The sequence below is a fragment of the Alicyclobacillus sp. SP_1 genome, from assembly GCF_024706985.1.
Lineage (GTDB): Bacteria > Bacillota > Bacilli > Alicyclobacillales > Alicyclobacillaceae > Alicyclobacillus_I.
The window spans coordinates 21,647-45,012 of the sequence record NZ_JAMCCX010000015.1; the positions used below are offsets into that span (position 1 = coordinate 21,647).

General features: G+C 52.5%; 36 protein-coding genes. All 36 read right to left on the minus strand.

Annotation, left to right across the window (positions count from 1 at the left end):
* Positions 1 to 85 precede the first annotated feature (85 nt).
* Entirely contained in the window at positions 86 to 1,024 is a 939-nt protein-coding gene (locus tag M4I36_RS03690) for a DNA-directed RNA polymerase subunit alpha (protein ID WP_258110325.1), read from the minus strand.
* 55 nt (positions 1,025 to 1,079) lie between these two features.
* The gene (gene rpsD, locus M4I36_RS03695) at positions 1,080 to 1,706 is read right to left on the minus strand and encodes a 30S ribosomal protein S4 (protein WP_258110326.1); all 627 of its coding nucleotides are present in this window, start codon (positions 1,704 to 1,706) and stop codon (positions 1,080 to 1,082) included.
* Between the two features lie 104 nt (positions 1,707 to 1,810).
* Complete coding sequence (rpsK, locus tag M4I36_RS03700) at positions 1,811 to 2,224, minus strand: 30S ribosomal protein S11 (RefSeq protein WP_258110327.1); 414 nt, start codon at positions 2,222 to 2,224, stop codon at positions 1,811 to 1,813.
* Positions 2,225 to 2,239: 15 nt separating this feature from the next.
* Complete coding sequence (gene rpsM / locus M4I36_RS03705) at positions 2,240 to 2,608, minus strand: 30S ribosomal protein S13 (protein ID WP_258110328.1); 369 nt, start codon at positions 2,606 to 2,608, stop codon at positions 2,240 to 2,242.
* 132 nt (positions 2,609 to 2,740) lie between these two features.
* A complete protein-coding gene (gene rpmJ, locus M4I36_RS03710) occupies positions 2,741 to 2,854 on the minus strand; it encodes a 50S ribosomal protein L36 (protein ID WP_008339738.1) in 114 nt (37 codons plus the stop codon).
* A gap of 59 nt (positions 2,855 to 2,913) precedes the next feature.
* Entirely contained in the window at positions 2,914 to 3,132 is a 219-nt protein-coding gene (gene infA / locus M4I36_RS03715) for a translation initiation factor IF-1 (RefSeq protein ID WP_258110329.1), read from the minus strand.
* Positions 3,119 to 3,418 carry a KOW domain-containing RNA-binding protein gene (locus M4I36_RS03720; protein WP_258110331.1) on the minus strand — a complete coding sequence of 100 codons (300 nt, stop codon included), beginning with the start codon at positions 3,416 to 3,418 and terminating at the stop codon, positions 3,119 to 3,121. Before M4I36_RS03720 ends, infA begins: the two co-directional genes overlap by 14 nt.
* Positions 3,419 to 3,444: 26 nt before the next feature.
* The gene (locus M4I36_RS03725; protein ID WP_258110332.1) at positions 3,445 to 4,095 is read right to left on the minus strand and encodes an adenylate kinase; all 651 of its coding nucleotides are present in this window, start codon (positions 4,093 to 4,095) and stop codon (positions 3,445 to 3,447) included.
* 18 nt (positions 4,096 to 4,113) lie between these two features.
* On the minus strand, positions 4,114 to 5,394 hold the full coding sequence (secY, locus tag M4I36_RS03730; RefSeq protein ID WP_258110333.1) for a preprotein translocase subunit SecY: 1,281 nt from the start codon (positions 5,392 to 5,394) through the stop codon (positions 4,114 to 4,116).
* A gap of 1 nt (position 5,395) precedes the next feature.
* Entirely contained in the window at positions 5,396 to 5,839 is a 444-nt protein-coding gene (gene rplO / locus M4I36_RS03735; RefSeq protein WP_258110334.1) for a 50S ribosomal protein L15, read from the minus strand.
* 12 nt (positions 5,840 to 5,851) lie between these two features.
* A complete protein-coding gene (gene rpmD / locus M4I36_RS03740; RefSeq protein ID WP_258110335.1) occupies positions 5,852 to 6,055 on the minus strand; it encodes a 50S ribosomal protein L30 in 204 nt (67 codons plus the stop codon).
* A gap of 12 nt (positions 6,056 to 6,067) precedes the next feature.
* Positions 6,068 to 6,565 carry a 30S ribosomal protein S5 gene (gene rpsE, locus M4I36_RS03745; protein ID WP_308661029.1) on the minus strand — a complete coding sequence of 166 codons (498 nt, stop codon included), beginning with the start codon at positions 6,563 to 6,565 and terminating at the stop codon, positions 6,068 to 6,070.
* 19 nt (positions 6,566 to 6,584) lie between these two features.
* Positions 6,585 to 6,953, minus strand: coding sequence for a 50S ribosomal protein L18 (rplR, locus tag M4I36_RS03750; RefSeq protein ID WP_258110336.1), 369 nt, complete (start codon positions 6,951 to 6,953; stop codon positions 6,585 to 6,587).
* Between the two features lie 26 nt (positions 6,954 to 6,979).
* Complete coding sequence (gene rplF / locus M4I36_RS03755; RefSeq protein ID WP_258110337.1) at positions 6,980 to 7,519, minus strand: 50S ribosomal protein L6; 540 nt, start codon at positions 7,517 to 7,519, stop codon at positions 6,980 to 6,982.
* 27 nt (positions 7,520 to 7,546) lie between these two features.
* Positions 7,547 to 7,945: a 30S ribosomal protein S8 gene (gene rpsH, locus M4I36_RS03760; protein WP_258110338.1), complete on the minus strand. Its 399-nt coding sequence runs from the start codon at positions 7,943 to 7,945 to the stop codon at positions 7,547 to 7,549.
* 30 nt (positions 7,946 to 7,975) lie between these two features.
* Positions 7,976 to 8,161: a type Z 30S ribosomal protein S14 gene (locus M4I36_RS03765; protein ID WP_258110340.1), complete on the minus strand. Its 186-nt coding sequence runs from the start codon at positions 8,159 to 8,161 to the stop codon at positions 7,976 to 7,978.
* A 30-nt stretch (positions 8,162 to 8,191) separates the two neighbouring features.
* The gene (gene rplE, locus M4I36_RS03770; protein WP_258110342.1) at positions 8,192 to 8,734 is read right to left on the minus strand and encodes a 50S ribosomal protein L5; all 543 of its coding nucleotides are present in this window, start codon (positions 8,732 to 8,734) and stop codon (positions 8,192 to 8,194) included.
* 26 nt (positions 8,735 to 8,760) lie between these two features.
* Positions 8,761 to 9,072 carry a 50S ribosomal protein L24 gene (gene rplX, locus M4I36_RS03775; RefSeq protein ID WP_258110399.1) on the minus strand — a complete coding sequence of 104 codons (312 nt, stop codon included), beginning with the start codon at positions 9,070 to 9,072 and terminating at the stop codon, positions 8,761 to 8,763.
* A 40-nt stretch (positions 9,073 to 9,112) separates the two neighbouring features.
* Positions 9,113 to 9,481 (minus strand): 50S ribosomal protein L14, encoded by a 369-nt coding sequence (gene rplN, locus M4I36_RS03780; RefSeq protein ID WP_258110343.1) that lies wholly within the window; start codon positions 9,479 to 9,481, stop codon positions 9,113 to 9,115.
* Positions 9,482 to 9,511: 30 nt separating this feature from the next.
* On the minus strand, positions 9,512 to 9,772 hold the full coding sequence (gene rpsQ / locus M4I36_RS03785; protein WP_258110345.1) for a 30S ribosomal protein S17: 261 nt from the start codon (positions 9,770 to 9,772) through the stop codon (positions 9,512 to 9,514).
* Between the two features lie 17 nt (positions 9,773 to 9,789).
* A complete protein-coding gene (gene rpmC, locus M4I36_RS03790; protein ID WP_258110346.1) occupies positions 9,790 to 9,987 on the minus strand; it encodes a 50S ribosomal protein L29 in 198 nt (65 codons plus the stop codon).
* Positions 9,977 to 10,411 carry a 50S ribosomal protein L16 gene (gene rplP / locus M4I36_RS03795; RefSeq protein ID WP_258110347.1) on the minus strand — a complete coding sequence of 145 codons (435 nt, stop codon included), beginning with the start codon at positions 10,409 to 10,411 and terminating at the stop codon, positions 9,977 to 9,979. Before rplP ends, rpmC begins: the two co-directional genes overlap by 11 nt.
* A gap of 2 nt (positions 10,412 to 10,413) precedes the next feature.
* Entirely contained in the window at positions 10,414 to 11,079 is a 666-nt protein-coding gene (rpsC, locus tag M4I36_RS03800; RefSeq protein ID WP_258110349.1) for a 30S ribosomal protein S3, read from the minus strand.
* A gap of 6 nt (positions 11,080 to 11,085) precedes the next feature.
* Positions 11,086 to 11,427: a 50S ribosomal protein L22 gene (gene rplV / locus M4I36_RS03805; protein ID WP_258110400.1), complete on the minus strand. Its 342-nt coding sequence runs from the start codon at positions 11,425 to 11,427 to the stop codon at positions 11,086 to 11,088.
* Between the two features lie 35 nt (positions 11,428 to 11,462).
* Positions 11,463 to 11,744 (minus strand): 30S ribosomal protein S19, encoded by a 282-nt coding sequence (gene rpsS, locus M4I36_RS03810; RefSeq protein ID WP_258110350.1) that lies wholly within the window; start codon positions 11,742 to 11,744, stop codon positions 11,463 to 11,465.
* Positions 11,745 to 11,798: 54 nt separating this feature from the next.
* A complete protein-coding gene (rplB, locus tag M4I36_RS03815) occupies positions 11,799 to 12,629 on the minus strand; it encodes a 50S ribosomal protein L2 (protein ID WP_258110352.1) in 831 nt (276 codons plus the stop codon).
* A gap of 32 nt (positions 12,630 to 12,661) precedes the next feature.
* Positions 12,662 to 12,949, minus strand: coding sequence for a 50S ribosomal protein L23 (rplW, locus tag M4I36_RS03820; RefSeq protein ID WP_258110353.1), 288 nt, complete (start codon positions 12,947 to 12,949; stop codon positions 12,662 to 12,664).
* On the minus strand, positions 12,949 to 13,569 hold the full coding sequence (gene rplD, locus M4I36_RS03825; RefSeq protein WP_258110354.1) for a 50S ribosomal protein L4: 621 nt from the start codon (positions 13,567 to 13,569) through the stop codon (positions 12,949 to 12,951). Before rplD ends, rplW begins: the two co-directional genes overlap by 1 nt.
* A gap of 23 nt (positions 13,570 to 13,592) precedes the next feature.
* Entirely contained in the window at positions 13,593 to 14,225 is a 633-nt protein-coding gene (gene rplC / locus M4I36_RS03830; protein WP_258110355.1) for a 50S ribosomal protein L3, read from the minus strand.
* A 50-nt stretch (positions 14,226 to 14,275) separates the two neighbouring features.
* Positions 14,276 to 14,584 carry a 30S ribosomal protein S10 gene (rpsJ, locus tag M4I36_RS03835; protein ID WP_258110356.1) on the minus strand — a complete coding sequence of 103 codons (309 nt, stop codon included), beginning with the start codon at positions 14,582 to 14,584 and terminating at the stop codon, positions 14,276 to 14,278.
* Positions 14,585 to 14,939: 355 nt separating this feature from the next.
* Complete coding sequence (gene tuf, locus M4I36_RS03840; RefSeq protein WP_258110358.1) at positions 14,940 to 16,127, minus strand: elongation factor Tu; 1,188 nt, start codon at positions 16,125 to 16,127, stop codon at positions 14,940 to 14,942.
* 19 nt (positions 16,128 to 16,146) lie between these two features.
* Positions 16,147 to 18,222 (minus strand): elongation factor G, encoded by a 2,076-nt coding sequence (gene fusA, locus M4I36_RS03845; protein ID WP_258110359.1) that lies wholly within the window; start codon positions 18,220 to 18,222, stop codon positions 16,147 to 16,149.
* A 42-nt stretch (positions 18,223 to 18,264) separates the two neighbouring features.
* A complete protein-coding gene (gene rpsG / locus M4I36_RS03850; protein WP_258110360.1) occupies positions 18,265 to 18,735 on the minus strand; it encodes a 30S ribosomal protein S7 in 471 nt (156 codons plus the stop codon).
* A gap of 70 nt (positions 18,736 to 18,805) precedes the next feature.
* Positions 18,806 to 19,225: a 30S ribosomal protein S12 gene (rpsL, locus tag M4I36_RS03855; RefSeq protein ID WP_258110361.1), complete on the minus strand. Its 420-nt coding sequence runs from the start codon at positions 19,223 to 19,225 to the stop codon at positions 18,806 to 18,808.
* Positions 19,226 to 19,350: 125 nt separating this feature from the next.
* The gene (locus tag M4I36_RS03860) at positions 19,351 to 19,599 is read right to left on the minus strand and encodes a ribosomal L7Ae/L30e/S12e/Gadd45 family protein (protein ID WP_258110362.1); all 249 of its coding nucleotides are present in this window, start codon (positions 19,597 to 19,599) and stop codon (positions 19,351 to 19,353) included.
* Positions 19,600 to 19,731: 132 nt separating this feature from the next.
* Entirely contained in the window at positions 19,732 to 23,355 is a 3,624-nt protein-coding gene (gene rpoC, locus M4I36_RS03865) for a DNA-directed RNA polymerase subunit beta' (RefSeq protein ID WP_258110363.1), read from the minus strand.
* Positions 23,356 to 23,366: the final 11 nt, after the last annotated feature.

The following is a 23,366-nucleotide window of genomic DNA, read 5'->3' on the forward strand; positions in this document are numbered from 1 at the left end:
TTGCAGTAAATTGTTCTGTCGACCACTATCCAGAGCGCGGCCTTCCAGCCACGTCTCACGAAAGGGTTTGGGCCGACATTAATTCTCAGTCTTCCGGACGAAGGGACAGGCCCATCCCAATCAACTTCTCCATCACTTCTTCAAGGGACTTGCGACCAAGATTTCGGACTTTCATCATTTCATCTTCTGACTTTGCACACAGCTCCGCAACCGTGTTAATTCCAGCGCGTTTCAGGCAATTGTAAGAACGCACGGAGAGGTCCAGTTCTTCAATCGGCATATCTAAAACGCGCTCCGCGCCGCTGTCTTCTTTTTCAATCAACAGCTCCGCCCGCCGACCACTATCCGATAAAGCGGAAAAGAGCGACAGGTGGTCCGCTAAAATACGAGACGCCATCGAGACCGCCTCTTCAGGGCTCACACTACCATCCGTCCAAATCTCCAGGGTCAATTTATCGTAATCCGTGACCTGGCCAACGCGAGTGTTCTCAACAGAAAAATTCACCCGCGTTATCGGGGAATAGAGGGAGTCGATAGGAATAACTCCAATCTCTTGCTCCTCCAACTTATTTCGATTGGCCGGTTGATAGCCGCGTCCCTGACCTGCGCGTAATTCCGCATAAATGCGTCCGCCTTCTGTCAAAGTGGCGATGTGCATTTCCGGATCGATAATATCCACATCAGAGTCGGCCCGAATGTCGCTCGCCGTCACGGGACCTGGTTGGTCCGCATCGATGACCAGCAACTTCTCTTCGTCGGAGTGTATCTTCAACGAGAGGCGCTTCAGATTCAGAATAATTTCGGTCGTGTCTTCGACCACTCCAGGCACTGTGGAGAATTCATGCAACACGCCTTCAATCTTTACCGAGCGCACGGCGGCACCAGGTATAGACGAGAGAAGAATTCTTCGCAACGAGTTGCCGAGTGTCGTCCCGTATCCTCGTTCAAGCGGCTCCACAATGAACTTACCATAGACAGGAGTGTGCTCGACCGTCTGAATGCTGGGCTTCTCCATTTCGATCATCCGTTACCCTCCTCTTCGACGCTACGGACCGACCGCCAGACGCATCGTCGCCCGCTTAGCGCGAATAGTACTCAACTATCATCTGTTCAGCCACCGGCGTATCAATCTCTTCGCGTGCTGGCTTGCGAACGACTTTCGCGGTAGCTTTTTCTGCATCCAATTCCAGCCACTGCGGTATGGTTTTGCTAGCCGACAACTCAATAAGTTCTTTCATTCGAGCCAGTCCCTGACTCTTCTCGCGCACGGCGATGACATCGCCGACTTTGACCATGAAGGATGGGATGTCCACTCGTTTTCCATTGACCGTAAGATGACCATGGCGTACGATTTGCCGTGCTTCCGCGCGCGATGCACCAAAGCCCAGACGGTGAGCCACATTGTCCAATCGGCTTTCCAAAATTTGAAGAAGATTTTCGCCTGTGACGCCGCGATGCTTGGCTGCTTCTTCGTAATAGTGCTCAAATTGCTTTTCTAGCACACCGTAGAAGCGACGAGCTTTTTGCTTCTCACGCAACTGAGAACCATATTCTGAACTGCGCTTCCGGCCTTGACCATGCTGTCCCGGTGGAAATGGGCGCTTGTCAACCCCGCACTTTTCGCTATAGCACCGCTCTCCCTTGAGGTACAACTTGATTCCCTCGCGACGGCAGAGACGGCAAACAGGTCCCGTGTATCTCGCCATTCTAGTGTTGACACCTCCAATATTACTTATACCAATTTGTGCATAGTTTCCGCGGATTTATGGAACAATCTTGAGTCGGCGCCTGAAGGACTTGATGCATCGCGTCAGACGCGGCGACGTTTCGGTGGACGGCATCCATTATGCGGAATGGGTGTCACATCGCGAATTCCGCTGACTTCCAACCCCGCAGCCTGCAAGGAGCGAATGGCCGCTTCGCGCCCAGCTCCAGGTCCTTTTACCGACACCTCGACCTGCTTCATCCCATGTTCCATCGCCGCGCGTGCGGCTGCCTCTGCTGCCATCTGTGCCGCAAAAGGCGTGCTTTTGCGAGAACCTTTAAAACCGACATTCCCGGCACTCGACCACGAGATGACGTTACCGGTCAAATCCGTGATGGAAACAATCGTGTTATTAAAAGTTGAGCGGACATGCGCAACGCCAATCTCGACATTTTTTCTGTCGCGACGCTTTGTGCGCGGCGCTGGTCCGCCTTTTCGTTGTTGTTTGACCTTCGCCATCAGTCACACTCCCTCCTATTTCTTCTTGCCAGCAACCGTACGGCGTGGCCCTTTGCGTGTACGAGCGTTCGTCTTCGTGCGCTGCCCACGAACTGGCAAGCCGCGGCGATGACGATATCCACGATAACAACCAATCTCCACAAGACGCTTGATGTTCAGCGCAATTTCTCGGCGCAAATCGCCTTCTACCTTGCAATTCTTGTCAATGTAGTCACGAAGACGAATGACCTCTTCTTCAGTCAAATCTTTGACACGGCGATTTGGGTCGATCTCCGTCGCCTTCAACACCTTATTCGATGTGGTCCGACCTATCCCAAAGATATACGTCAGGCCGATTTCTACGCGCTTATCGCGCGGCAAGTCTACGCCAGCGATACGGGCCATGCTGAATATCCACCTCCAAGGACTTTTCAATCTATAGAAACATGGATACAGCTCCGTAGATACGGCAGCCGCGCTGCATTCCATGGCGGAAACAAGAGACAAAAAGGGATGCGGTCATAGGACGCGCTATCCTCAACCTTGACGTTGCTTGTGTTTCGGGTTTTCACAAATCACCATGACATTGCCCTTGCGTCGAATCACCTTACACTTTTCACACATTGGTTTCACCGACGGACGCACCTTCACGGAAATCCCTCCTCACTCGCCAAATGATACCCTAGTCCAATCGACCATGCCAGTCTAGCTTATTTGAAACGATAGGTAATCCTACCACGACTCAAGTCGTAGGGAGAAAGTTCTACTGTAACGCGATCACCTGGCAAAATTTTAATGTAATGCATTCTGATTTTTCCAGAGACATGGGCCAATATCTTATGCCCATTCTCCAACTCCACTCGAAACATGGCATTGGGGAGTGGTTCTATCACTTTGCCCTCGACTTCGATGACATCATCTTTCGCCATGGTCGCTATCTCCTTCCCGCCCGTATGCCGCGTGGAATCGCCGCATGTCATAGCGCAGCACTGCATTCGTCAACCGCTGTCCATTTTGAAGCAGAGACTCTGTATCCAGTCCGACATACCCAGTACTGCGCACATGGAGAACATTTTTTCTCTTCGGCTGTTCGACTCGACGAACCTCTCCATCCGCCAAATAGACGAATCTCTCCTGCGCGTGAGCGATAACCACGAAATACAGACCAGTGTCTCTGCCTCTCATGACTTCGACGACGCTTCCCAGCTTCGGCAACTCTCGCTTCATCCTCAAGTCCATTCCTACTTTCGCAGGCCATTCAGGATGACGCAAACCTGATGAAAGACTTCGTCAATAGGCAACAGTCCATCGACTTCATACAATAGACTCCTGTCGCGATAGTAGTTCACCAGTGGCGCCGTCTGGGCGTACTGTTCTAATCGCGTGCTTACCGCCTCAACTGTATCGTCCGGGCGCTGGTAGAGAGTCGCTCCACAGACGTCACAGATGCCCTCCCGGCTGGGCGGATTGTACTCCAGATGATAAGTCGCACCACAGGACGAGCATATCCGCCGGCCAGTCAATCGCCGCATCAGTACGTCTTCTGGAACATGAAGATACAGGACAGCATCGAGTCGTTTTTGAAGGTTCTCGAGGAGTTCACCGAGAGCATCTGCCTGTGCAAGAGTCCTCGGAAAGCCATCCAACAGAAACCCAGACTGGACATCCTCTTCGATGAGACGACTACGAACCACTTCAATGGTCAGTTCGTCGGGAACGAGTCGACCACTATCCAGGTATTCCTGGACAGTGTTACCGAGTGAGCTGCCGCTCGCAATCGCCCGACGAAACATGTCTCCCGTAGAGATATGCGCTATTCCGTATTCGCTCTGAATGCGAGCTGCCTGCGTGCCTTTTCCAGCACCGGGTAGCCCGAGCAACATGATCTGCACGCTTTGGCCCCCTCGCACTTAGCGGATGAATCCGCGATACTTTCTCTGTAGCACTTGGCCTTCCAATTGCTGCAGCGTCTGAAGAGACACACCGACGATAATCAGCAGGGAAGTACCGGTAATCGCAAACGACTGTAGTCCCATGCCCTCCAACAGAACAAAGGGCAACACGGCGATAATGCCCAGGAACAGTGAGCCAAACACCGTAATACGATTGACAACCCCTATAATGTACTCCTCTGTCTCAGCACCCGGTCGCACTCCTGGAATATATCCCGCATGCTTTTGCAACTGCTCCGCTAACTGCTGTGGGTTGATTTGGATGTGCGTATAGAAGAACGTAAAGGCAATAATCAACAGCACTTCCAGCCCCACAAACCACCACGATGACGGATACAGGTACCGCAGCACAAGGGTCGACCACTCGTGGCCGGGAAAATAAGACGCGATGGTGTACGGCAAAATCAACAGGGAGATTGCGAAAATAACAGGAATAACGCCCGCCGCATTGACCTTGAGCGGAATATGCGTCTGTTGCCCACTATACACTGTGCGCCCTACCACGCGTTTGGCATATTGCACTGGAATCCGGCGCTCTGCCTGCTGAACATAGACAATCACAGCGAACAGAATCACCGCTCCCACGAGCAAAATGACGACGCGCAGAATGCTCAAGAACAAGTGCTGATGTTGGCCAACAAACCACTTCTCATAGACGGCCTGGCCAAACTGCCCGAACTGAGAAATGATGCTGACAAAGATGAGAATGGAAATACCGTTTCCCACGCCTTTTTCAGTAATCATCTCTCCAAACCACATCAGCAACGTCTCACCAGCGGCTAAAGAAATGACGATGACCGCGTATTCCCACCAACTATTGGAGAGCAACACGCCACTTCTGTGAAAGGTGAATGTCAAGCCAGCCGCTTGTAGAATACCGAACGAGACCGCCAGATAACGAGTGACTTGAGTCAATTTCTGGCGCCCCGACTCCCCCTCTTTTTGCCACTCCTCAAATCGTGTAACTACACCCGATTGAAGTAGTTGCATGATGATGGAGGCCGTGATGTAGGGCGTCACGCTCATCGCGAAAATGGAGAACCGATAAAACGCACCGCCAGAGAACATGTTCAAAAGGTTGAACAAAGCATTGTGATCACCGGACGTCAGCGTGCTCGTATTAATCCCAGGAACGGGGATATAGGTGCCGATACGATAGACTGCTATCACAAACAAGGTGAACAAAATGCGATTTCGCAGATGCTTTAGTCGCCACAGGTTCGCGATGGTTTGCCCCACTTTAAATCACCTCGACCGTGCCACCCGCCGCCTCAATTTTTTCCTTGGCGGAATTCGAGAAGGCATGCGCATGCACCGTCAACTTCACCGTAAGTTCTCCGGTGCCAAGAATCTTGACCCCATCCAGGACCTTCCGGACGATCCGATGCTGACGAAGCAATTCCGGCGTAATAATGGTACCCTCTGCGAAATCATTCAAAGACTCCAAGTTGACCACAGCATATTCCTTCTTGAAAGGCTCATTGCTGAAGCCGCGTTTGGGAAGGCGTTTGAAGAGCGGATTTTGACCACCTTCAAAACCTGGACGCACGCCGCCTCCAGACCTGGCCCACTGTCCCTTATGTCCACGTGTCGAGGTTTTACCGTGTCCGGAACTGGTACCGCGCCCCACCCGTTTCGGTGACTTACGAGAGCCCGGATTGCCTTTCAACTCGTGCAATTGCACCACACACACCTCCTATTCTGTGACAACTTCCTGTTCTATCTCTTCGACGGTCACGAGATGGCGAATACGATTCACCATGCCGCGAATCGTCTCCGTATCCGCATGTACAGCGGTCTTGTGCATCTTTCTCAGGCCAAGAGCGTAAGCCGTGCGTCGCTGATTTTCCGGACGACCGACCGTGCTGCGCGTCAGTGTGATAGCCAAGAACCTCGCCATGTGGCACCCTCCTTAACCTTGAATTTCCTCCACCGTCTTACCGCGCAAACGCGCTACCTCTTCTGCTCGTTTCAATTGGCGCAGCGCCTGCAATGTGGCGTGCACCATGTTGATTGGGTTTGCGGACCCAAGCGATTTGGTGACAATATCTTTCACTCCGGCCAACTCCAAAACGGCGCGAGCAGGCCCACCGGCAATCACGCCGCTTCCTTCCGGAGCGGGTTTAATCAAAACTTGCCCTGCACCAAAGTGACCGAGAGACTCATGCGGAATACTCGTACGCTTCATCGGCACATGAATTAAATTCTTCTTGGCGTCTTCGACGCCTTTTCGAATAGCATCTGGAACCTCTTGTGCTTTACCTAGACCGGCGCCCACATGTCCATTCCCATCGCCGACTACAACAAGTGCGGAGAACGAAAACCGACGACCACCTTTGACGACTTTTGCCACACGGTTGACGGAAACCACGCGTTCCGACAGTTCTAACTGACTTGGATCGATTCGCACACTGGCACCTACCTTTCTTTTAGAATTCCAGCCCTGCTTCTCTCGCTGCATCTGCGAGCGCTTGAACGCGGCCATGATAGAGATATCCGCCGCGGTCGAAAACAACCGCCGTTACTCCCTTTGCCTTTGCACGCTCCGCCACTAAGCGACCGATTTTCTTCGCAGCTTCAACCGTTCCACCATTCGCTTGACCATCGCGCAATTCTTTATCCAAGCTGGACGCACTCACCAGCGTGACACCCGTCACGTCGTCGATCACTTGTGCGTAGATGTGCTTGTTGGACCGAAACACGTTCAAGCGCGGCCGCTGAGTTGTCCCAGACACTTTCGCTCGAACTCGAATGTGCCGCCGTTGGCGTGCCTCATTGCGATTTTCCTTTGTAATCAAAGGAACCCCTCCTTCCAATCAGGACATTACTTCTTACCAGTCTTACCAACCTTGCGGCGAACAACCTCGTTCTCATAGCGGATACCCTTACCCTTGTACGGCTCAGGACGACGCAAGTCACGAACCTTTGCCGCATACTCGCCAACCAATTCTTTATTGATACCCCGAACAAGAAGCTTTGTTTGGGTAGGAACCTCTACTTCGATACCCTCTACCGTCGGCAATTCGACAGGATGGGAGAAACCGAGGGAAAGCGTTACTTTGTTGCCTGACTTGGCGGCGCGATATCCGACACCGACTAAGTCGAGCCCCTTAGTGTATCCTTCCGTCACACCTTGTATCATATTGTAGACCACACTGCGCGTCGTGCCATGCAGACTGCGATGCACTTTTTCATCGGATGGTCTTTCCACTACAACCTGCCCGTCCGAAACCACTAATTTCATGTCCGGATGAATATTGCGGGACAACGTCCCCTTTGGTCCGCTCACGCTCACCAAAGTGCCATTCACGGTGAATTCTACACCTTGCGGCAGCGGAATTGGTTTTCTACCGATACGAGACATCCGTCTCAACCTCCTCTCCTTGCGACATTACCAAATGTAGCACAGCACTTCGCCGCCAACACCGTTTCTACGCGCCTCTTTGTCGGTCATGACACCACGGGATGTCGACAAAATGGCGATTCCAAGTCCGCCCAGGACGCGCGGTATATTGTCATGATTCACGTACACACGAAGGCCCGGCTTGGAAATACGCTTCAAACCAGTAATCACTCGTTCTTGCGCTTTGCCGTACTTTAAAAAGACACGAATAACACCCTGCTTTTCGTCACTGATAAACTCGGCGTCGCGAATGAAACCCTCATTTTTCAAGATTTCAGCGATGGACCGTTTAATGTTTGAACCTGGGACTTCCACTTTTTCATGACCGACCTGATTCGCATTACGAATGCGAGTGAGCATGTCGGCGATTGGATCGCTCACAACCATCTTTCGTAAACCTCCTTCCTGTTCAACAACTTACCAGCTAGCCTTGCGAACACCAGGCAACTGACCCTTATGCGCAAGATTTCGGAAGCAAATCCGGCAGACACCGAATTTGCGAAGTACTGAATGCGGACGACCACAGACGCGACACCGTGTATACGCCTGAGTACTAAACTTGGGTTTGCGTTGAGATTTCACAATCATGGACGTCTTCGCCATGAACTCGCCCTCCTCTCCGTGTGAATCGACTTATGACTGACGGAACGGCATTCCCAACACTGTCAACAAAGCTCTGGCTTCCTCATCAGAAGGTGCAGTGGTTACAACCACAATTTCCAGACCGCGCACTTTATCGACTTTGTCGTAGTCAATTTCCGGAAAGATCAACTGTTCGCGGAGTCCCAAAGTATAGTTACCGCGACCATCAAATGCGCGTGGTGATACTCCACGGAAGTCTCGAACGCGAGGTAAGGCCACGTTCACCAGCTTGTCTAGGAACTCGTACATCCGATCTCCGCGCAGCGTCACCTTCGTACCAATCGGCATCCCTTGGCGCAAGCGAAACTGAGCAATGGACTTTTTCGCCCGCGTCACAACTGGCTTCTGCCCTGAGATGAGCGTTAAATCTCCCACGGCAGCGTCAATGATTTTTGGGTTCTGAGTGGCTTCACCCAAGCCCATATTAATAACGACTTTCTCTACACGAGGCACTTGCATGATGGTCGTGTAATTGAATTGCTTCATGAGTTCCGGTACAGCTTGACTTGTATATCGATCCCGCAGACGGGCCATCTTGAAACCTCCCTTCACCTGGCTACTCAGTCAATCACTTCGCCAGACTTTTTCGCATATCTTACTTTCGTTCCGTCTTCCAAAAACTTGTGTCCTATCCGGGTCGCTTTGCCACTTTTCGGGTCAACCAATGCGACATTCGACGCGTGAATGGACGCCTCTTTTTCAATAATCCCGCCGTCCGGGTTATTCTGATTGGGCTTCGTATGGCGTTTGACCACCTGAACGCCCTCCACAATCACGCGGTTTTCTTTGGGTAGTACAGCCAATACCTGCCCCACCGACCCTTTGTTCTTACCCGCAATGACTATGACTTTATCGCCTTTCTTGACAAACATTTTCGGCAATCTTGCCACCTCCTCTTCGCGTCACTCCGACTCACAGCACTTCGGGCGCCAGGGAGATGATTTTCATGAAATCACGCTCGCGCAATTCCCGCGCCACAGGGCCAAAGATACGAGTACCACGTGGACTTTTGTCATCACGAATGATGACTGCTGCATTCTCATCAAAACGAATGTGCGATCCGTCATTTCGGCGCAACCCTCGGCGGGTACGGACCACCACCGCCTTGACTACATCGCCTTTCTTGACAACGCCTCCTGGTGTTGCACTCTTGACAGAGGCTACGATGACGTCACCAATATTGGCAGTCTTGCGATTCGATCCTCCGAGCACACGAAAGCACATGATCTCCTTCGCTCCGGAGTTGTCAGCGACCAACAGCCGCGTTTGCGGTTGAATCACAACTTTCCCCTCCTCTCAAAAGCAATTCGCTCAAATAACGACAGCCTTCTCGACAATCTCGACGAGTCTCCAGCGTTTTTCTTTAGAAAGCGGGCGAGTCTCCATAATCCGGACTGTGTCGCCGATTTTTGCCTCATTGTGTTCGTCATGCGCTTTGAATTTCTTCGTGCGGCGAATGGTCTTTCCATAGAGACGATGCTTGATGTTCTCCTCTACGGCTACAACGATGGTCTTCTCCATTTTGTCACTGACAACCTTGCCAACTCGCACCTTGCGATAATTCCGTTCCAACCAGGATTCCTCCTCTCTCAGCTGATGCCGAGCTCCCGCTGCCGCAATATGGTCTTCGCGCGAGCAATGTCCTTTCGAACCTGACGAATCCGCGTCGGATTCTCCAATTGCCCTGTGGCGTGCTGGAAGCGCAGGTTGAACAATTCATCTTTCAATTGATCGACGCGACCGACAATCTCATCACTGCTCAGTTCACGGAAATCCTTAGCTTTCATCAGATTCACCACCCTCTTGACCACGAACAATAAATTTCGTCTTGATAGGCAGCTTATGTGCGGCCAGACGCATAGCTTCACGCGCTGTTTCCTCTGAAACGCCAGCAATCTCGAAAAGAATGCGGCCAGGCTTAACCACTGCAACCCACTTTTCTGGCGAACCTTTGCCGCTACCCATACGGGTCTCCGCTGGCTTTTGGGTTACGGGCTTACTCGGAAAGATCTTTATCCAAACCTTTCCGCCACGACGCATGTAACGGGTCATCGCGATACGAGCGGACTCGATTTGCCGGTTGGTGATCCAAGCTGGCTCGAGAGCCTGTAACCCGAATTCGCCAAACGCGACCTCGTTGCCACCTTTTGAAGCACCCGTCATGCGCCCGCGATGTTCTTTGCGGTGCTTGACCCGCTTTGGCATCAACATGATTAGTTACCCCCTTCTTCGGCGCCCTTTCTCGTCCGTTGCGGGAGAATTTCGCCACGGTATATCCACACTTTTACTCCAATGCGACCATAGGTCGTGTGCGCCTCAGACAGAGCGTAGTCAATGTCCGCACGCAGGGTGTGCAACGGAACAGTACCTTCCGCATAGCCCTCCGTGCGGGCAATTTCCGCGCCTCCCAAGCGACCGGACACCTGAACACGGATCCCTTTGGCCCCAGAGCGCATACTGCGCTGGATGGCTTGCTTCAGCGCGCGGCGAAATGAAACTCTTCGAACGAGTTGGCTAGCAATGTTGTCAGCCACCAATTGAGCGAATAGGTCTGGATTTTTGATTTCCGAAATCGAGATGTGAACACGTTTACCAGTGAGATGACTCAACTGATTTCGCAAATTATCGACTTCCGTGCCGCCCTTGCCAATCACCATGCCTGGTTTCGCTGTGTGAACAGTCACATTCAAGCGATTTGCGGCGCGTTCAATGTCAACACTCGCCACAGCTGCGTCGCGGAGGCGACGGAACACATATTTGCGAATCTCAATGTCTTCATGAAGCAAATCCTGGTAGTCTTTCTTATTCGCAAACCATTTGGACTCCCAGTCGCGAATGATGCCAATACGCATTCCTACGGGGTTGATCTTTTGACCCATGAACTCTTATCCCTCCCTTTCGGCAACCACGACAGTGACATGGCTCGTGCGCTTCAAGATACTGTAGGCGCGGCCTTGAGCGCGTGGATGGAAACGTTTCAATGTGGGGCCTTCGTCAACATAGATTTCCTTCACGAACAATCGCTCGCTGTCCATGTTGTGATTGTTCTCAGCGTTTGCCACGGCCGATTTGACCACTTTAGCCACCACCGGAGACGCACCTCGTGGCGTGAACTCGAGAATCGCCAGAGCTTCGCGAATGTTCTTCCCCCGAATCAGGTCGACTACAAGACGAACTTTACGCGGCGCAATACGAATATACTTAGCAACCGCTCGTGTCTGTGTCATTTCCACGGAACTCCCTCCTTTCTTGTGCCATTCAATTACCTCGAACGAGAAGCCTTCTCGTCGCCAGCGTGACCCTTAAACGTGCGTGTTGGCGCAAATTCACCCAACTTGTGGCCCACCATGTCCTCAGACACATACACCGGCACATGCTTACGACCATCGTGCACAGCAAAGGTATGTCCTACAAACTGTGGAAAAATCGTCGAACGGCGCGACCAAGTCTTAATGACTTTCTTCTCGCCACTACTGTTCTGAGTCTCCACCTTCTTCATCAGGTGACCGTCACAGAAAGGACCTTTTTTTAAAGAACGTCCCATAAAACTCGAACCTCCTTCCAAACTCCGGCCCCCATACAGCCGGTCGATGGCACTTTACTTCTTGCGGCGGCGCACAATATACTTGTCCGTCCGGTGATTCTTTTTGCGAGTTTTCTTACCCAGCGTTGGCTTTCCCCAAGGAGACATAGGCGACTTGCGTCCAATCGGCGCTCGGCCTTCGCCACCACCATGAGGATGGTCTACCGGGTTCATGACCAAGCCGCGAACCGTAGGACGTTTGCCCATCCAGCGCGACCGCCCAGCCTTACCGATGTTGATATTTTCATGGTCTAAGTTCCCGACCTGCCCAATCGTAGCTCGGCACTCCATGCGTACCAAACGGACCTCGCCGGACGTAAGACGAATTTGAGCATAGGCACCTTCTTTGGCCATCAACTGCGCCGAAGCTCCGGCAGCACGCACCAGTTGCCCGCCTTTGCCCGGTTTCAATTCGACGTTATGAATGACCGTTCCGACCGGAATGTTAGCAATCGGCAAAGCATTACCCACTCGAATATCCGCACCCGGACCAGAAACGACAACATCACCGACTTTTATACCGTGCGGGGCGATAATGTAGCGCTTCTCTCCATCCGCATAGTGCAACAGAGCAATGCGAGACGAGCGATTCGGGTCGTATTCAATCGTTGCTACCTTTGCGGGTATACCGTCTTTTAATCGCTTGAAGTCGATAATTCGGTACTGGCGTTTATGTCCGCCCCCTTGATGCCGAACCGTTATCTTTCCCTGATGATTGCGCCCGGCCCGCCGATGCAGCGGAGCCAACAATGATTTTTCAGGTTTGTCCGTTGTCAACTCCTCGAACGTGGAAACGGACATGAAACGGCGGCCCGGGGAGGTTGGACGATACTTTTTAATAGCCATTGACCAACATCCTCCTACCTAAATTGCCAAAATCAGTTCTCGCCAAATATCTCAATACCCTTAGATTCCGGAGTCAATGCGACGATTGCTTTTTTCTTTTCAGGCGTCATGCCGACATAGCGACCCACACGCTTCTTCTTACCAGGCGTACGCATCGTGTGAACAGATGCGACTTTAACGCCGAAAATTTTTTCAACAGCTTGACGAATCTCAATTTTATTGGCGCGCTTATCGACTTCGAACACGTATTTATTGTCCTCCATCATCGCGGTAGACGCCTCTGTGATAATTGGGCGCTTGATGACATCACGCGGATCCACTACGCGAACACCTCCTGAACTTTAAGCACGGCGTCCTTGGTCAACACAACATGATCGTAGTGAAGAAGGTCGTACACATTGACCCCATTGGCACCTACGTATTTGACACCTTGGAGGTTACGCGCCGACAACATGACGTCCTCTTCGCGCTCAGCATCGACTACCAAAACTCGATTGAGGTCGAATTTCTGTAACAACGTGACCATGTGTTTCGTCTTGATGTTCGGAACGGAAAGTTGATCAAGCAACACCACTTTACCTTCGCCCACTTTCGTCGACAAGGCACTGTACAGCGCCAAGCGGCGAACCTTCTTAGGTAGGCGGTAGTGGTAATCCCGCGGCTTGGGGCCGAAGACCACGCCCCCACCCTTCCACTGTGGAGCGCGGATACTGCCTTGACGGGCGCGACCCGTACCTTTTTGACGCCACGGCTTCCGACCGCCGCCAGATACTTCAGAACGCCCTTTGACTTTATGAGTACCGCGGCGCTGACCCGCCAAGTACATAAGAACGACGTCATGCATCAAATCGGGTCGTACCGACGCAGCAAACACGCGGTCGCTCAATTCCATTTCGTCCACTTGTTCGCCGGACATATTGTAAACAGGTAACTTCGGCACAGAGTTTCCTCCTTTCTAATTGATTATTTCCCGTCGGACTTAATCGCGGAACGCACTGTCACGTAGGAGTTTTTCGGGCCTGGTACCGAACCCTTGATAAGCAGCAAATTGCGCTCGGCATCTACTTTGACCACTTCGAGATTTTGAACTGTAACTCTTTCAGCACCCATGCGGCCAGCCATGGTTTGACCTTTGAACACGCGGTTGGCAGCAATCGAACCTAGCGAACCGACTCCCCGGTGATATTTGCTACCATGAGCCATCGGGCCGCGGGATTGATTGTGACGCTTTACTGGACCTGCAGTACCTTTGCCCTTGGAGACACCAATGACATCTACGAGTTCGCCCGACTGAAAGACATCCGCCTTTAACTGCTGGCCGAGTTGATACCCAGAGATATCCACCCCGCGAAATTCGCGAACATAACGCTTCGCAGCCGTATTTGCTTTTTGCGCGTGCCCCTGTTCAGCTTTCGTGGAGCGGCTCAGCTTCTTGTCTGAAAAGCCAAGTTGCACTGCTTCATAACCGTCAGTTCCCTTGTTCTTGACCTGCAACACCGCACACGGCCCAGCCTCAATGACAGTGACCGGCACGACTGTGCCATCTTCCGTAAAGACCTGAGTCATACCAAGCTTACGGCCTAAAATACCTTTCACGCGCGCACCTCCTCCGAAAACCATCGTTAACCATTTCCCTGAACAGAAAATCAAAGTTTGATCTCGATATCAACACCGGACGGCAAGTCCAATCTCATCAAGGAATCGACCGTTTGTGATGTCGGATTCAAAATATCAATGAGGCGCTTGTGAGTGCGCATCTCGAACTGCTCCCGTGAATCTTTGTACTTATGCGGAGCTCGCAGAATTGTAAAGACTGACCGCTCCGTCGGAAGCGGAATAGGCCCGGCTACGTGTGCACCAGAACGCTTGGCCGTCTCCACAATTCGCTCAGCGGACTGGTCAAGAATCTGATGGTCATACGCTTTCAAACGGATACGGATCTTTTGATTCGCCATATGTTTCCCCCCTCGCTGTACGGGCTTTGACAGTGTCTCGCGGACACCAGTCGACAGTCGCCCAATGAATTGGACATACTCTGCAGAAATTTCCTCAGCGGTGCCTCATATGGCGAAAGCACATAAGCAACCTTCTGCCTCATCGCTGTCAGAGACCAACGTTCGATATTATACTAGAAGAGTCGGCAAAGCACAAGAAAATCTTTTCGGCAGCATGTATGACGACAGCCAAGGGTGTCGGGAAAGTCGGGAAGGCACTAAAAAAGCAGAGGAACCACAGTGGTTCCTCTGCTAACGGGACTTCAAGCGACGGGCAGCACGCTTCCTAAACGCTAGCTAACTCCGTCTTGTCAACTCACTTCTTAATGGAAGCCACGACGCCCGCGCCGACCGTGCGACCACCTTCGCGAATAGCGAAGCGGGTTCCATCTTCCAAAGCAATCGGAGCAATCAATTCCACTTCCATGGTGATGTTGTCGCCAGGCATGACCATCTCTGTTCCTTCTGGCAATTCGCAAACACCCGTGACATCGGTTGTCCGGAAGTAGAACTGCGGACGATAGCCGTTGAAGAACGGCGTATGACGTCCACCTTCTTCTTTGGTCAACACGTACACTTCAGCCTGAAATTTGGTGTGTGGCTTGATGGAGCCCGGCTTAACCAAAACCTGGCCGCGTTCTACATCCTTACGCTCAACACCGCGAAGCAAGGCACCGATGTTGTCACCAGCTTGCGCCTGGTCGAGCAATTTACGGAACATCTCAATACCGGTCGCGACAGTTTTGCGGCTGTCTTCAACCAAGCCGACAATCTCGACCTCGTCGCCAACCTTCAACACACCACGCTCCACGCGACCCGTAGCAACTGTACCGCGTCCGGTAATGGTGAACACGTCCTCCACCGGCATCAAGAAGGGCTTGTCAGTGTCGCGCTCTGGCGTTGGGATGTAGCTGTCGACCGCTTCCATCAATTCTTCAATTTTAGCCACATACGCAGCATCGCCTTCCAAAGCCTTTAACGCAGAGCCGCGAATCACCGGGATGTCGTCGCCAGGGAAGTCATACTCGCTCAGCAACTCGCGCACTTCCATCTCAACTAATTCCAGAAGTTCCTCGTCATCAACCATGTCGCACTTGTTCAAAAACACAACCAAATGTGGAACGCCCACTTGACGAGAGAGCAAAATATGCTCGCGAGTCTGCGGCATGGGGCCGTCAGCTGCAGACACCACCAAAATGGCACCATCCATCTGGGCGGCTCCCGTAATCATGTTCTTCACGTAGTCGGCATGACCCGGGCAATCGACGTGCGCATAGTGACGAGCATTCGTCTCATACTCGACGTGCGCTGTGTTAATCGTGATACCACGCTCACGCTCTTCTGGAGCCTTGTCAATCTCGTCGTACTTCTGAGCTTGTGCCTGGCCTTTCGACGCTTGAACACTAGTAATAGCAGCCGTTAAAGTCGTCTTGCCGTGGTCAACGTGTCCGATGGTACCAACATTCACATGCGGTTTCGAACGATCAAATTTAGCCTTTCCCATTACGCTTCACTCCCTGTTCTCATTCGCCCTTACTTTTGGCGATAATCTCTTGCGCAATTGACTTCGGAACTTCCTCGTAAGCCGCAAGTTCCATTGAATATGTTCCTCGGCCTTGCGTCCTGGAACGCAAGGACGTCGAGTACCCAAACATCTCGGACAACGGTACGAAGCCCCGAATGACGCGAGCATTTGCACGTTGTTCCATGCCCTCAATTCTTCCGCGACGAGAGTTGATGTCGCCCATGATATCACCCATGTACTCTTCGGGCACTGTCACTTCCACTTTCATGACAGGCTCGAGTAGAACGGGACCAGCTTTCACCGCGCCAGCTTTGAGCGCCATGGAACCGGCAATTTTGAACGCCATTTCAGAAGAGTCGACGTCGTGGTAAGAACCATCAAACAACGTGACCTTGACGTCCAACATCGGATAACCAGCAATAACACCGTTTCGAAGCGCCTCTTGAATTCCTTCATCGACAGGTGCGATGTATTCCTTCGGCACCACGCCACCGACAATTTTGTTCTCGAATTGGTAGCCTTGACCACGTTCGAGTGGTTCGAGAATGATTTTAACATGGCCATACTGCCCACGACCACCCGATTGGCGAACGAACTTCCCTTCTTGCTCAACCCGTTGAGTAATCGTTTCTTTGTAAGCAACCTGCGGACGGCCAACGTTACACTCGACTTTGAACTCACGTTGCAGGCGGTCGACGATGATTTCAAGGTGCAATTCACCCATGCCCGAAATAATGGTTTGACCCGTCTCTTGGTCCGTATACGTGCGGAAAGTCGGGTCTTCCTCGGTGAGTTTTCCCAGGGCGACGCCTAGTTTGTCTTGGTCAGCCTTCGTCTTCGGCTCAATCGATACGGAAATAACCGGGTCCGGAAATTCCATCGATTCCAGGACGACCACTTGCTTCTCATCACAGAGTGTGTCACCAGTGGTCGTGTCTTTCAGACCGACCGCCGCCGCAATGTCCCCGGCGTACACCTGAGCAATCTCTTCTCGGTGATTTGCATGCATTTGCAGAATGCGGCCAATACGCTCTCGTTTGCCTTTGGTCGAGTTCAAAACGTACGATCCGCTGCCCAAGACTCCGGAATACACTCGGAAGAATGCGAGCTTCCCAACAAATGGGTCGGTCATAATTTTAAAGGCAAGTGCGGAGAACGGTTCTTCGTCACTGGAGTGCCGTTCAATTTCCTGCCCTTCCGCCGTCACACCCTTAATCGCCGGCACATCTGTAGGCGAAGGGAGGTAGTCAACCACCGCATCCAGCATCGGCTGTACACCCTTATTGCGATAGGAGGAACCACACAGGACAGGGAAAAGTTGCACAGAGCATGTACCCTTGCGCAGTGCGCGTTTAATTTCAGGAACCGAGACCTCTTCGCCATCCAAATACTTGACCATCAATTCCTCATCGACCTCAGCACACGCCTCAATGAGTTCTACGCGGTATTTTTCCGCAAGTTCTCGCATGTCATCGGGGATGGCAGCCTGCTCAGAAGTTGTACCGAGATCATCCGTATAGAGGATGGCTCGATTTTCGACCAAATCCACCATGCCTTTAAAATGGTCCTCCGCGCCGATAGGAAGCTGAATGGGCACCGCCTTGGCACCAAGACGAGTCCTCATTTGCTCCACACACATAAGGAAGTCGGCACCAATGATGTCCATTTTGTTCACGTAAGCGATTCGAGGAACGTGGTATTTGTCCGCTTGACGCCACACAGTCTCAGACTGCGGCTCGACGCCACCTTTTGCATCGAATACGCCACAGGCACCGTCCAGAACACGGAGAGAGCGCTCAACCTCGACGGTAAAATCCACGTGCCCTGGTGTATCGATGATATTGATGCGATGTCCGTTCCACTGAGCTGTGGTTGCTGCCGAAGTAATGGTGATGCCACGTTCTTGCTCCTGCACCATCCAGTCCATTGTGGCCGCACCGTCGTGAACTTCGCCGATTTTGTGAACACGACCCGTATAGAACAAAATTCGTTCTGTCGTCGTCGTTTTTCCGGCGTCTATGTGCGCAATAATGCCGATATTGCGCGTCTTTTCCAAAGGAAACTGACGGCTCACAGGGCAACCTCCTTGTCTACTTCTAATGTCCTAGCGATGCTCCTACCAGCGATAATGAGCGAAGGCTTTATTCGCCTCGGCCATGCGGTGTGTGTCTTCCCGCTTCTTCACGGCACCACCTGTATTGTTGAACGCGTCCATCAATTCATTCGCCAGTTTTTGCTCCATCGTCTTTTCGCCACGGAGGCGGGCGTAATTCACGAGCCAGCGAAGGCCCAAGGTAGAGCGCCGGTCGGGACGAACCTCGATGGGCACTTGGTAGTTGGAGCCACCCACACGACGAGCTTTGACTTCAAGCACTGGCATGATGTTTCTCATTGCAGCTTCAAACACTTCCATCGGGTCTTTCCCGGAGCGCTCGCGCACTGTGTCGAGCGCAGAGTAAACAATTTTCTGGGCAGTCCCGCGTTTGCCATCTAACATCACCTTGTTAATCAGGCGAGTCACCATTTTGTTACTGTAGATTGGATCAGGCATCACATCGCGCCTCGGTACTGGTCCTTTACGCGGCATGACTGTCCCCCCCTTCAAATTTCTCGAAAATATGATTGATGTTCACAGCGTATACTGGCCTGCTCGCCAGTTACTTCTTGACCTTCGGACGCTTAGCCCCATATTTCGACCGTGCTTGCTGACGGTCTTTTACTCCAGCCGTGTCCAAGGCCCCACGGACAATGTGATAGCGCACACCAGGAAGGTCCTTGACACGCCCACCGCGAACAAGCACAACAGAGTGCTCCTGAAGATTATGGCCGATACCAGGAATATAGGCAGTCACTTCGATGGTGTTCGTCAGGCGGACACGCGCGTACTTCCGAAGCGCCGAGTTCGGCTTCTTTGGGGTCATAGTACCCACGCGCGTACAGACACCGCGCTTTTGTGGTGCTGGCAAGTCCGTCTGTTCCTTGTCAAAACTGTTGTAGCCTTTTTGCAGCGCTGGAGCCGTCGACTTGTACGTCACTGGCTTGCGACCTTTGCGTACTAACTGATTAATGGTCGGCATCGCTGCACCTCCCTCCACATATTTTTAAGTCCACAGTGCCTGGTGATTCATACAAACACAAGAAAAATCGTCGCATGAGACCGACTTGAATGAACTCGCGTCCGTTCTTCCGTCTCCACGAGTGATTAATCAAGAATCGCTGCAGTTGCTGCACCAACTTCTATGCCGCACGCCTTACCGAGCATCCGCATAGAGTCGACCCAGACCAAAGACAATCCTTGTTGTTCGGCCAATTGAAGTACGGGCTGTAGGACTCTGGGTTCTGCATCCCGTGCAACGTAAACTTCTCTCGCCGCCAACTGTTGCATTGCCTTTAGAGTCTGATTCAAGCCGATGGTACGGTTCTTCGCAAGGCGGATGCGATCTAAAGACACCGCAGTAGCCTCCTTTTACACAGCTACTTGGCGAACCGCGCTTTGGCGCACCCTGAGATTCTATCATCCGGAATTTATGCCTGTCAACCGCCCATGCGCGAGCGAGTCGACAGGCATCGTCCAGATTCCCTGTTACTCTCCGACAGGTACCGCAGCTTCTGCAGAAGTCAGATTTGGCTCCTCGACATCAGCGCCATCTACGAGCCGAATATTCCGGTAGCGAGCCATTCCGGTTCCGGCGGGAATGAGCTTGCCAATGATGACATTTTCCTTCAGTCCAAGAAGTCTGTCGACTTTGCCCTTGATGGCGGCCTCTGTAAGAACGCGCGTAGTTTCCTGGAAAGAGGCCGCGGAAAGGAAGGAATCCGTTTCAAGCGACGCTTTGGTGATACCGAGCAGTGCTGGACGAGCAACTGCCGGCTCCCCTCCGGAAAGCAATGCACGCCGGTTCGCTTCCTCGTAGTCGAAGAGGTCCACATATGTGCCAGGCAAGAGATCCGTATCGCCAGCATCCAAAATACGCACTTTACGAAGCATCTGCCGTACCATCACTTCGACGTGTTTATCATTGATGTCCACGCCTTGCAGACGGTAGACGCGCTGCACTTCGCGGAGGAGGTAGTTCTGTACGCCTTGAAGCCCGCGAACACGGAGCATTTCTTTCGGATCGACCGAGCCCTCCGTCAACTCGTCACCAGCCTCAACCATCTGCCCGACGTGTACCCGAATTCTCGAACCATACGGAATAGGATAGACCTTCGTCTCGCTCTCACCGTTCAGTTCGACTTCCCGCTTGTCTTTACCATCCCGAATATCGGTGATTTCTCCTTCAAACTCGGCAATAACGGCCTGGCCTTTCGGATTGCGTGCCTCGAACAACTCTTGAATCCGAGGTAGACCTTGCGTGATGTCATCGCCCGCCACGCCACCGGTATGAAACGTACGCATGGTTAGCTGAGTGCCCGGCTCGCCAATCGACTGCGCAGCGATAATACCTACTGCTTCGCCAATCTCCACCATTTTCCCGGTCGCCAAATTCCGTCCGTAACAGTTGATGCAAACGCCATGGCGAGAACGACATGTTAGGACAGACCGAATATAAATTTCCTTAATGTCCGCTTGAAGAATGGCAGCAGCTTTTTCTTCATCGATCAACTCATTCTTAGCGACAAGAACCTGACCAGTCTTCGGATGCAGGATGTCTTGGAATGCGACACGACCTTCCAGACGGTCCGCAAATTCTTCGATGACTTCTTTACCGTCCCGAATTTCCGCAATTCGCAGCCCTTTATCCGTACCACAATCCACTTCACGGACGATAGTATCTTGCGCTACATCCACTAGGCGACGCGTCAGGTATCCTGAGTCCGCCGTGCGAAGCGCTGTGTCTGCAAGTCCCTTCCGCGCACCATGGGTGGAAATGAAGTATTCCAAGACCGTGAGGCCTTCTCGGAAGTTCGACTTGATGGCCAACTGGATGATCTCGCCAGCAGGATTGGCCATCAGTCCTCGCATGCCTGCCAACTGTGTAATCTGCGAGTTGGAACCGCGCGCACCGGAGGTCGCCATCATGTAAATCGGATTGAACTCATCCATGCTGGTCATCAGCGTGTGCGAAATATGTTCTTTGGCTTCCGACCAGATTTGGCTGAAGGTCATGTACTGCTCTTCCTCCGTGATGAGCCCACGCCGATACTGTTGCTTCAGCTTGTGCTCGCGCTCATTCGCCTCCTCCGTAATGCGGTACTTCTCTTCCGGAACAATGATATCGGCCACAGAAATAGTGATACCTGCGCGCGTGGAGTAGTTGAATCCGAGACGCTTGACGCGGTCAAGGATTTCCGCAGTGACGGTAGTTCCGTAACGGCGGAAGCACTCTCCTAGAATATTCCCCAAGTCTTTCTTGATAATCGCTTTAGGAATCGGTCGATTTGCCACGCACTCTCGCAAGTGCAACCCTTTTTCCAAGACGAACGTCTCGTCTGGCGCACCCTCCAGCAGGTTCTTGCGAGACCCGGAGTGTAAGTACGGGAAGTCCGCTGGAAAGACTTCATTGAATATTAACTTCCCGAGTGTTGTAATTAAAAATCCGTTTTGCTGTGCAGCAGTGAGCGATGTCTTGCCAAGCGCTTTGGCGGGCAAAGCGATGCGAGAATGTAGGGTGATAAGGTTTTGCTGATAGGCGAAGTGGGCCTCGGCAACGTCCGCAAAGACTGACCCTTCCCCTACTGCGCCTTCTTTTTCAACCGTTAAATAGTACGGTCCGAGCACCATGTCTTGCGTCGGCGTGACGACTGGTTTGCCGTCCTTCGGATTGAGAATGTTGTGAGCCGCCAACATCAAGAGTCTCGCTTCAGCCTGTGCCTCAGCAGAGAGCGGTACGTGCACGGCCATCTGGTCACCGTCAAAGTCGGCGTTGTAGGCCGTGCAGACGAGCGGGTGCAATTTGATAGCGCGGCCCTCCACGAGAATGGGCTCGAACGCTTGAATACCCAGTCGATGCAATGTGGGTGCTCGGTTCAGTAAAACAGGGTGCTCGCGAATGACGTCTTCGACCACATCCCAAACCTCAGGCGAAACGCGCTCGACTTTGCGTTTAGCACTCTTGATATTGTGAGCAAGCCCGCGCGCCACCAACTCTTTCATGACAAACGGCTTGAACAACTCAAGCGCCATCTCTTTCGGTAGTCCGCATTGATACATGCGGAGTTCAGGCCCGACGACAATGACGGATCGGCCAGAGTAATCCACACGCTTGCCAAGGAGATTCTGGCGGAACCGCCCCTGCTTTCCCTTGAGCATATGAGACAGCGACTTGAGCGGTCGGTTGCCAGGCCCCGTTACGGGTCGACCCCGGCGCCCATTGTCGATGAGCGCATCCACCGCCTCTTGGAGCATGCGTTTTTCATTCTGGACAATGATGTCCGGCGCCCCGAGGTCAAGCAGGCGTTTGAGACGGTTGTTTCGGTTGATGACGCGTCGATACAGGTCATTCAAATCAGACGTTGCAAAACGCCCACCATCCAATTGCACCATTGGGCGCAAATCCGGCGGAATGACTGGGAGCGCGTCAAGAATCATCCAACTCGGATGGTTCCCCGATGCGCGAAACGCTTCCAAGACTTCCAGCCTCTTGATTGCGCGATTCCGACGCTGTCCTTGAGCCGTCCGCAATTCTTCTTTCAACTGCTCGACTTCACGGTCCAAGTCAATTTCGAGAAGTAACCGCCGAACCGCTTCCGCCCCCATGCCCGCTTGAAACGCGTAGCCATACTTCTCACGATAAGAACGGTACTCTTTCTCACTCAGCAACTGCTTCTTGTCGAGCGGAGTATCTCCAGGGTCTGTCACCACGTAGGACGCAAAATAGATGACCTCTTCGAGCGACCTCGGTGACATGTCCAGAACAAGCCCCATGCGGCTGGGAATACCCTTGAAGTACCATATGTGTGACACTGGTGCAGCCAGTTCAATGTGACCCATGCGCTCCCGGCGAACTTTCGCCCGCGTGACTTCTACGCCACACCGGTCACACACCACGCCCTTGTAGCGGATGCGCTTGTACTTACCGCAGTGACACTCCCAGTCCCGCTGCGGGCCAAAGATTTTTTCGCAAAACAGACCCTCTTTTTCCGGACGCAAAGTACGATAATTGATGGTTTCCGGTTTCTTTACCTCGCCATGCGACCAAGACCGAATTTTTTCCGGTGAGGCCAGGCCAATTTTCATGAACTCGAAGTTGTTGACGTCCAGCAACCGCACACCCT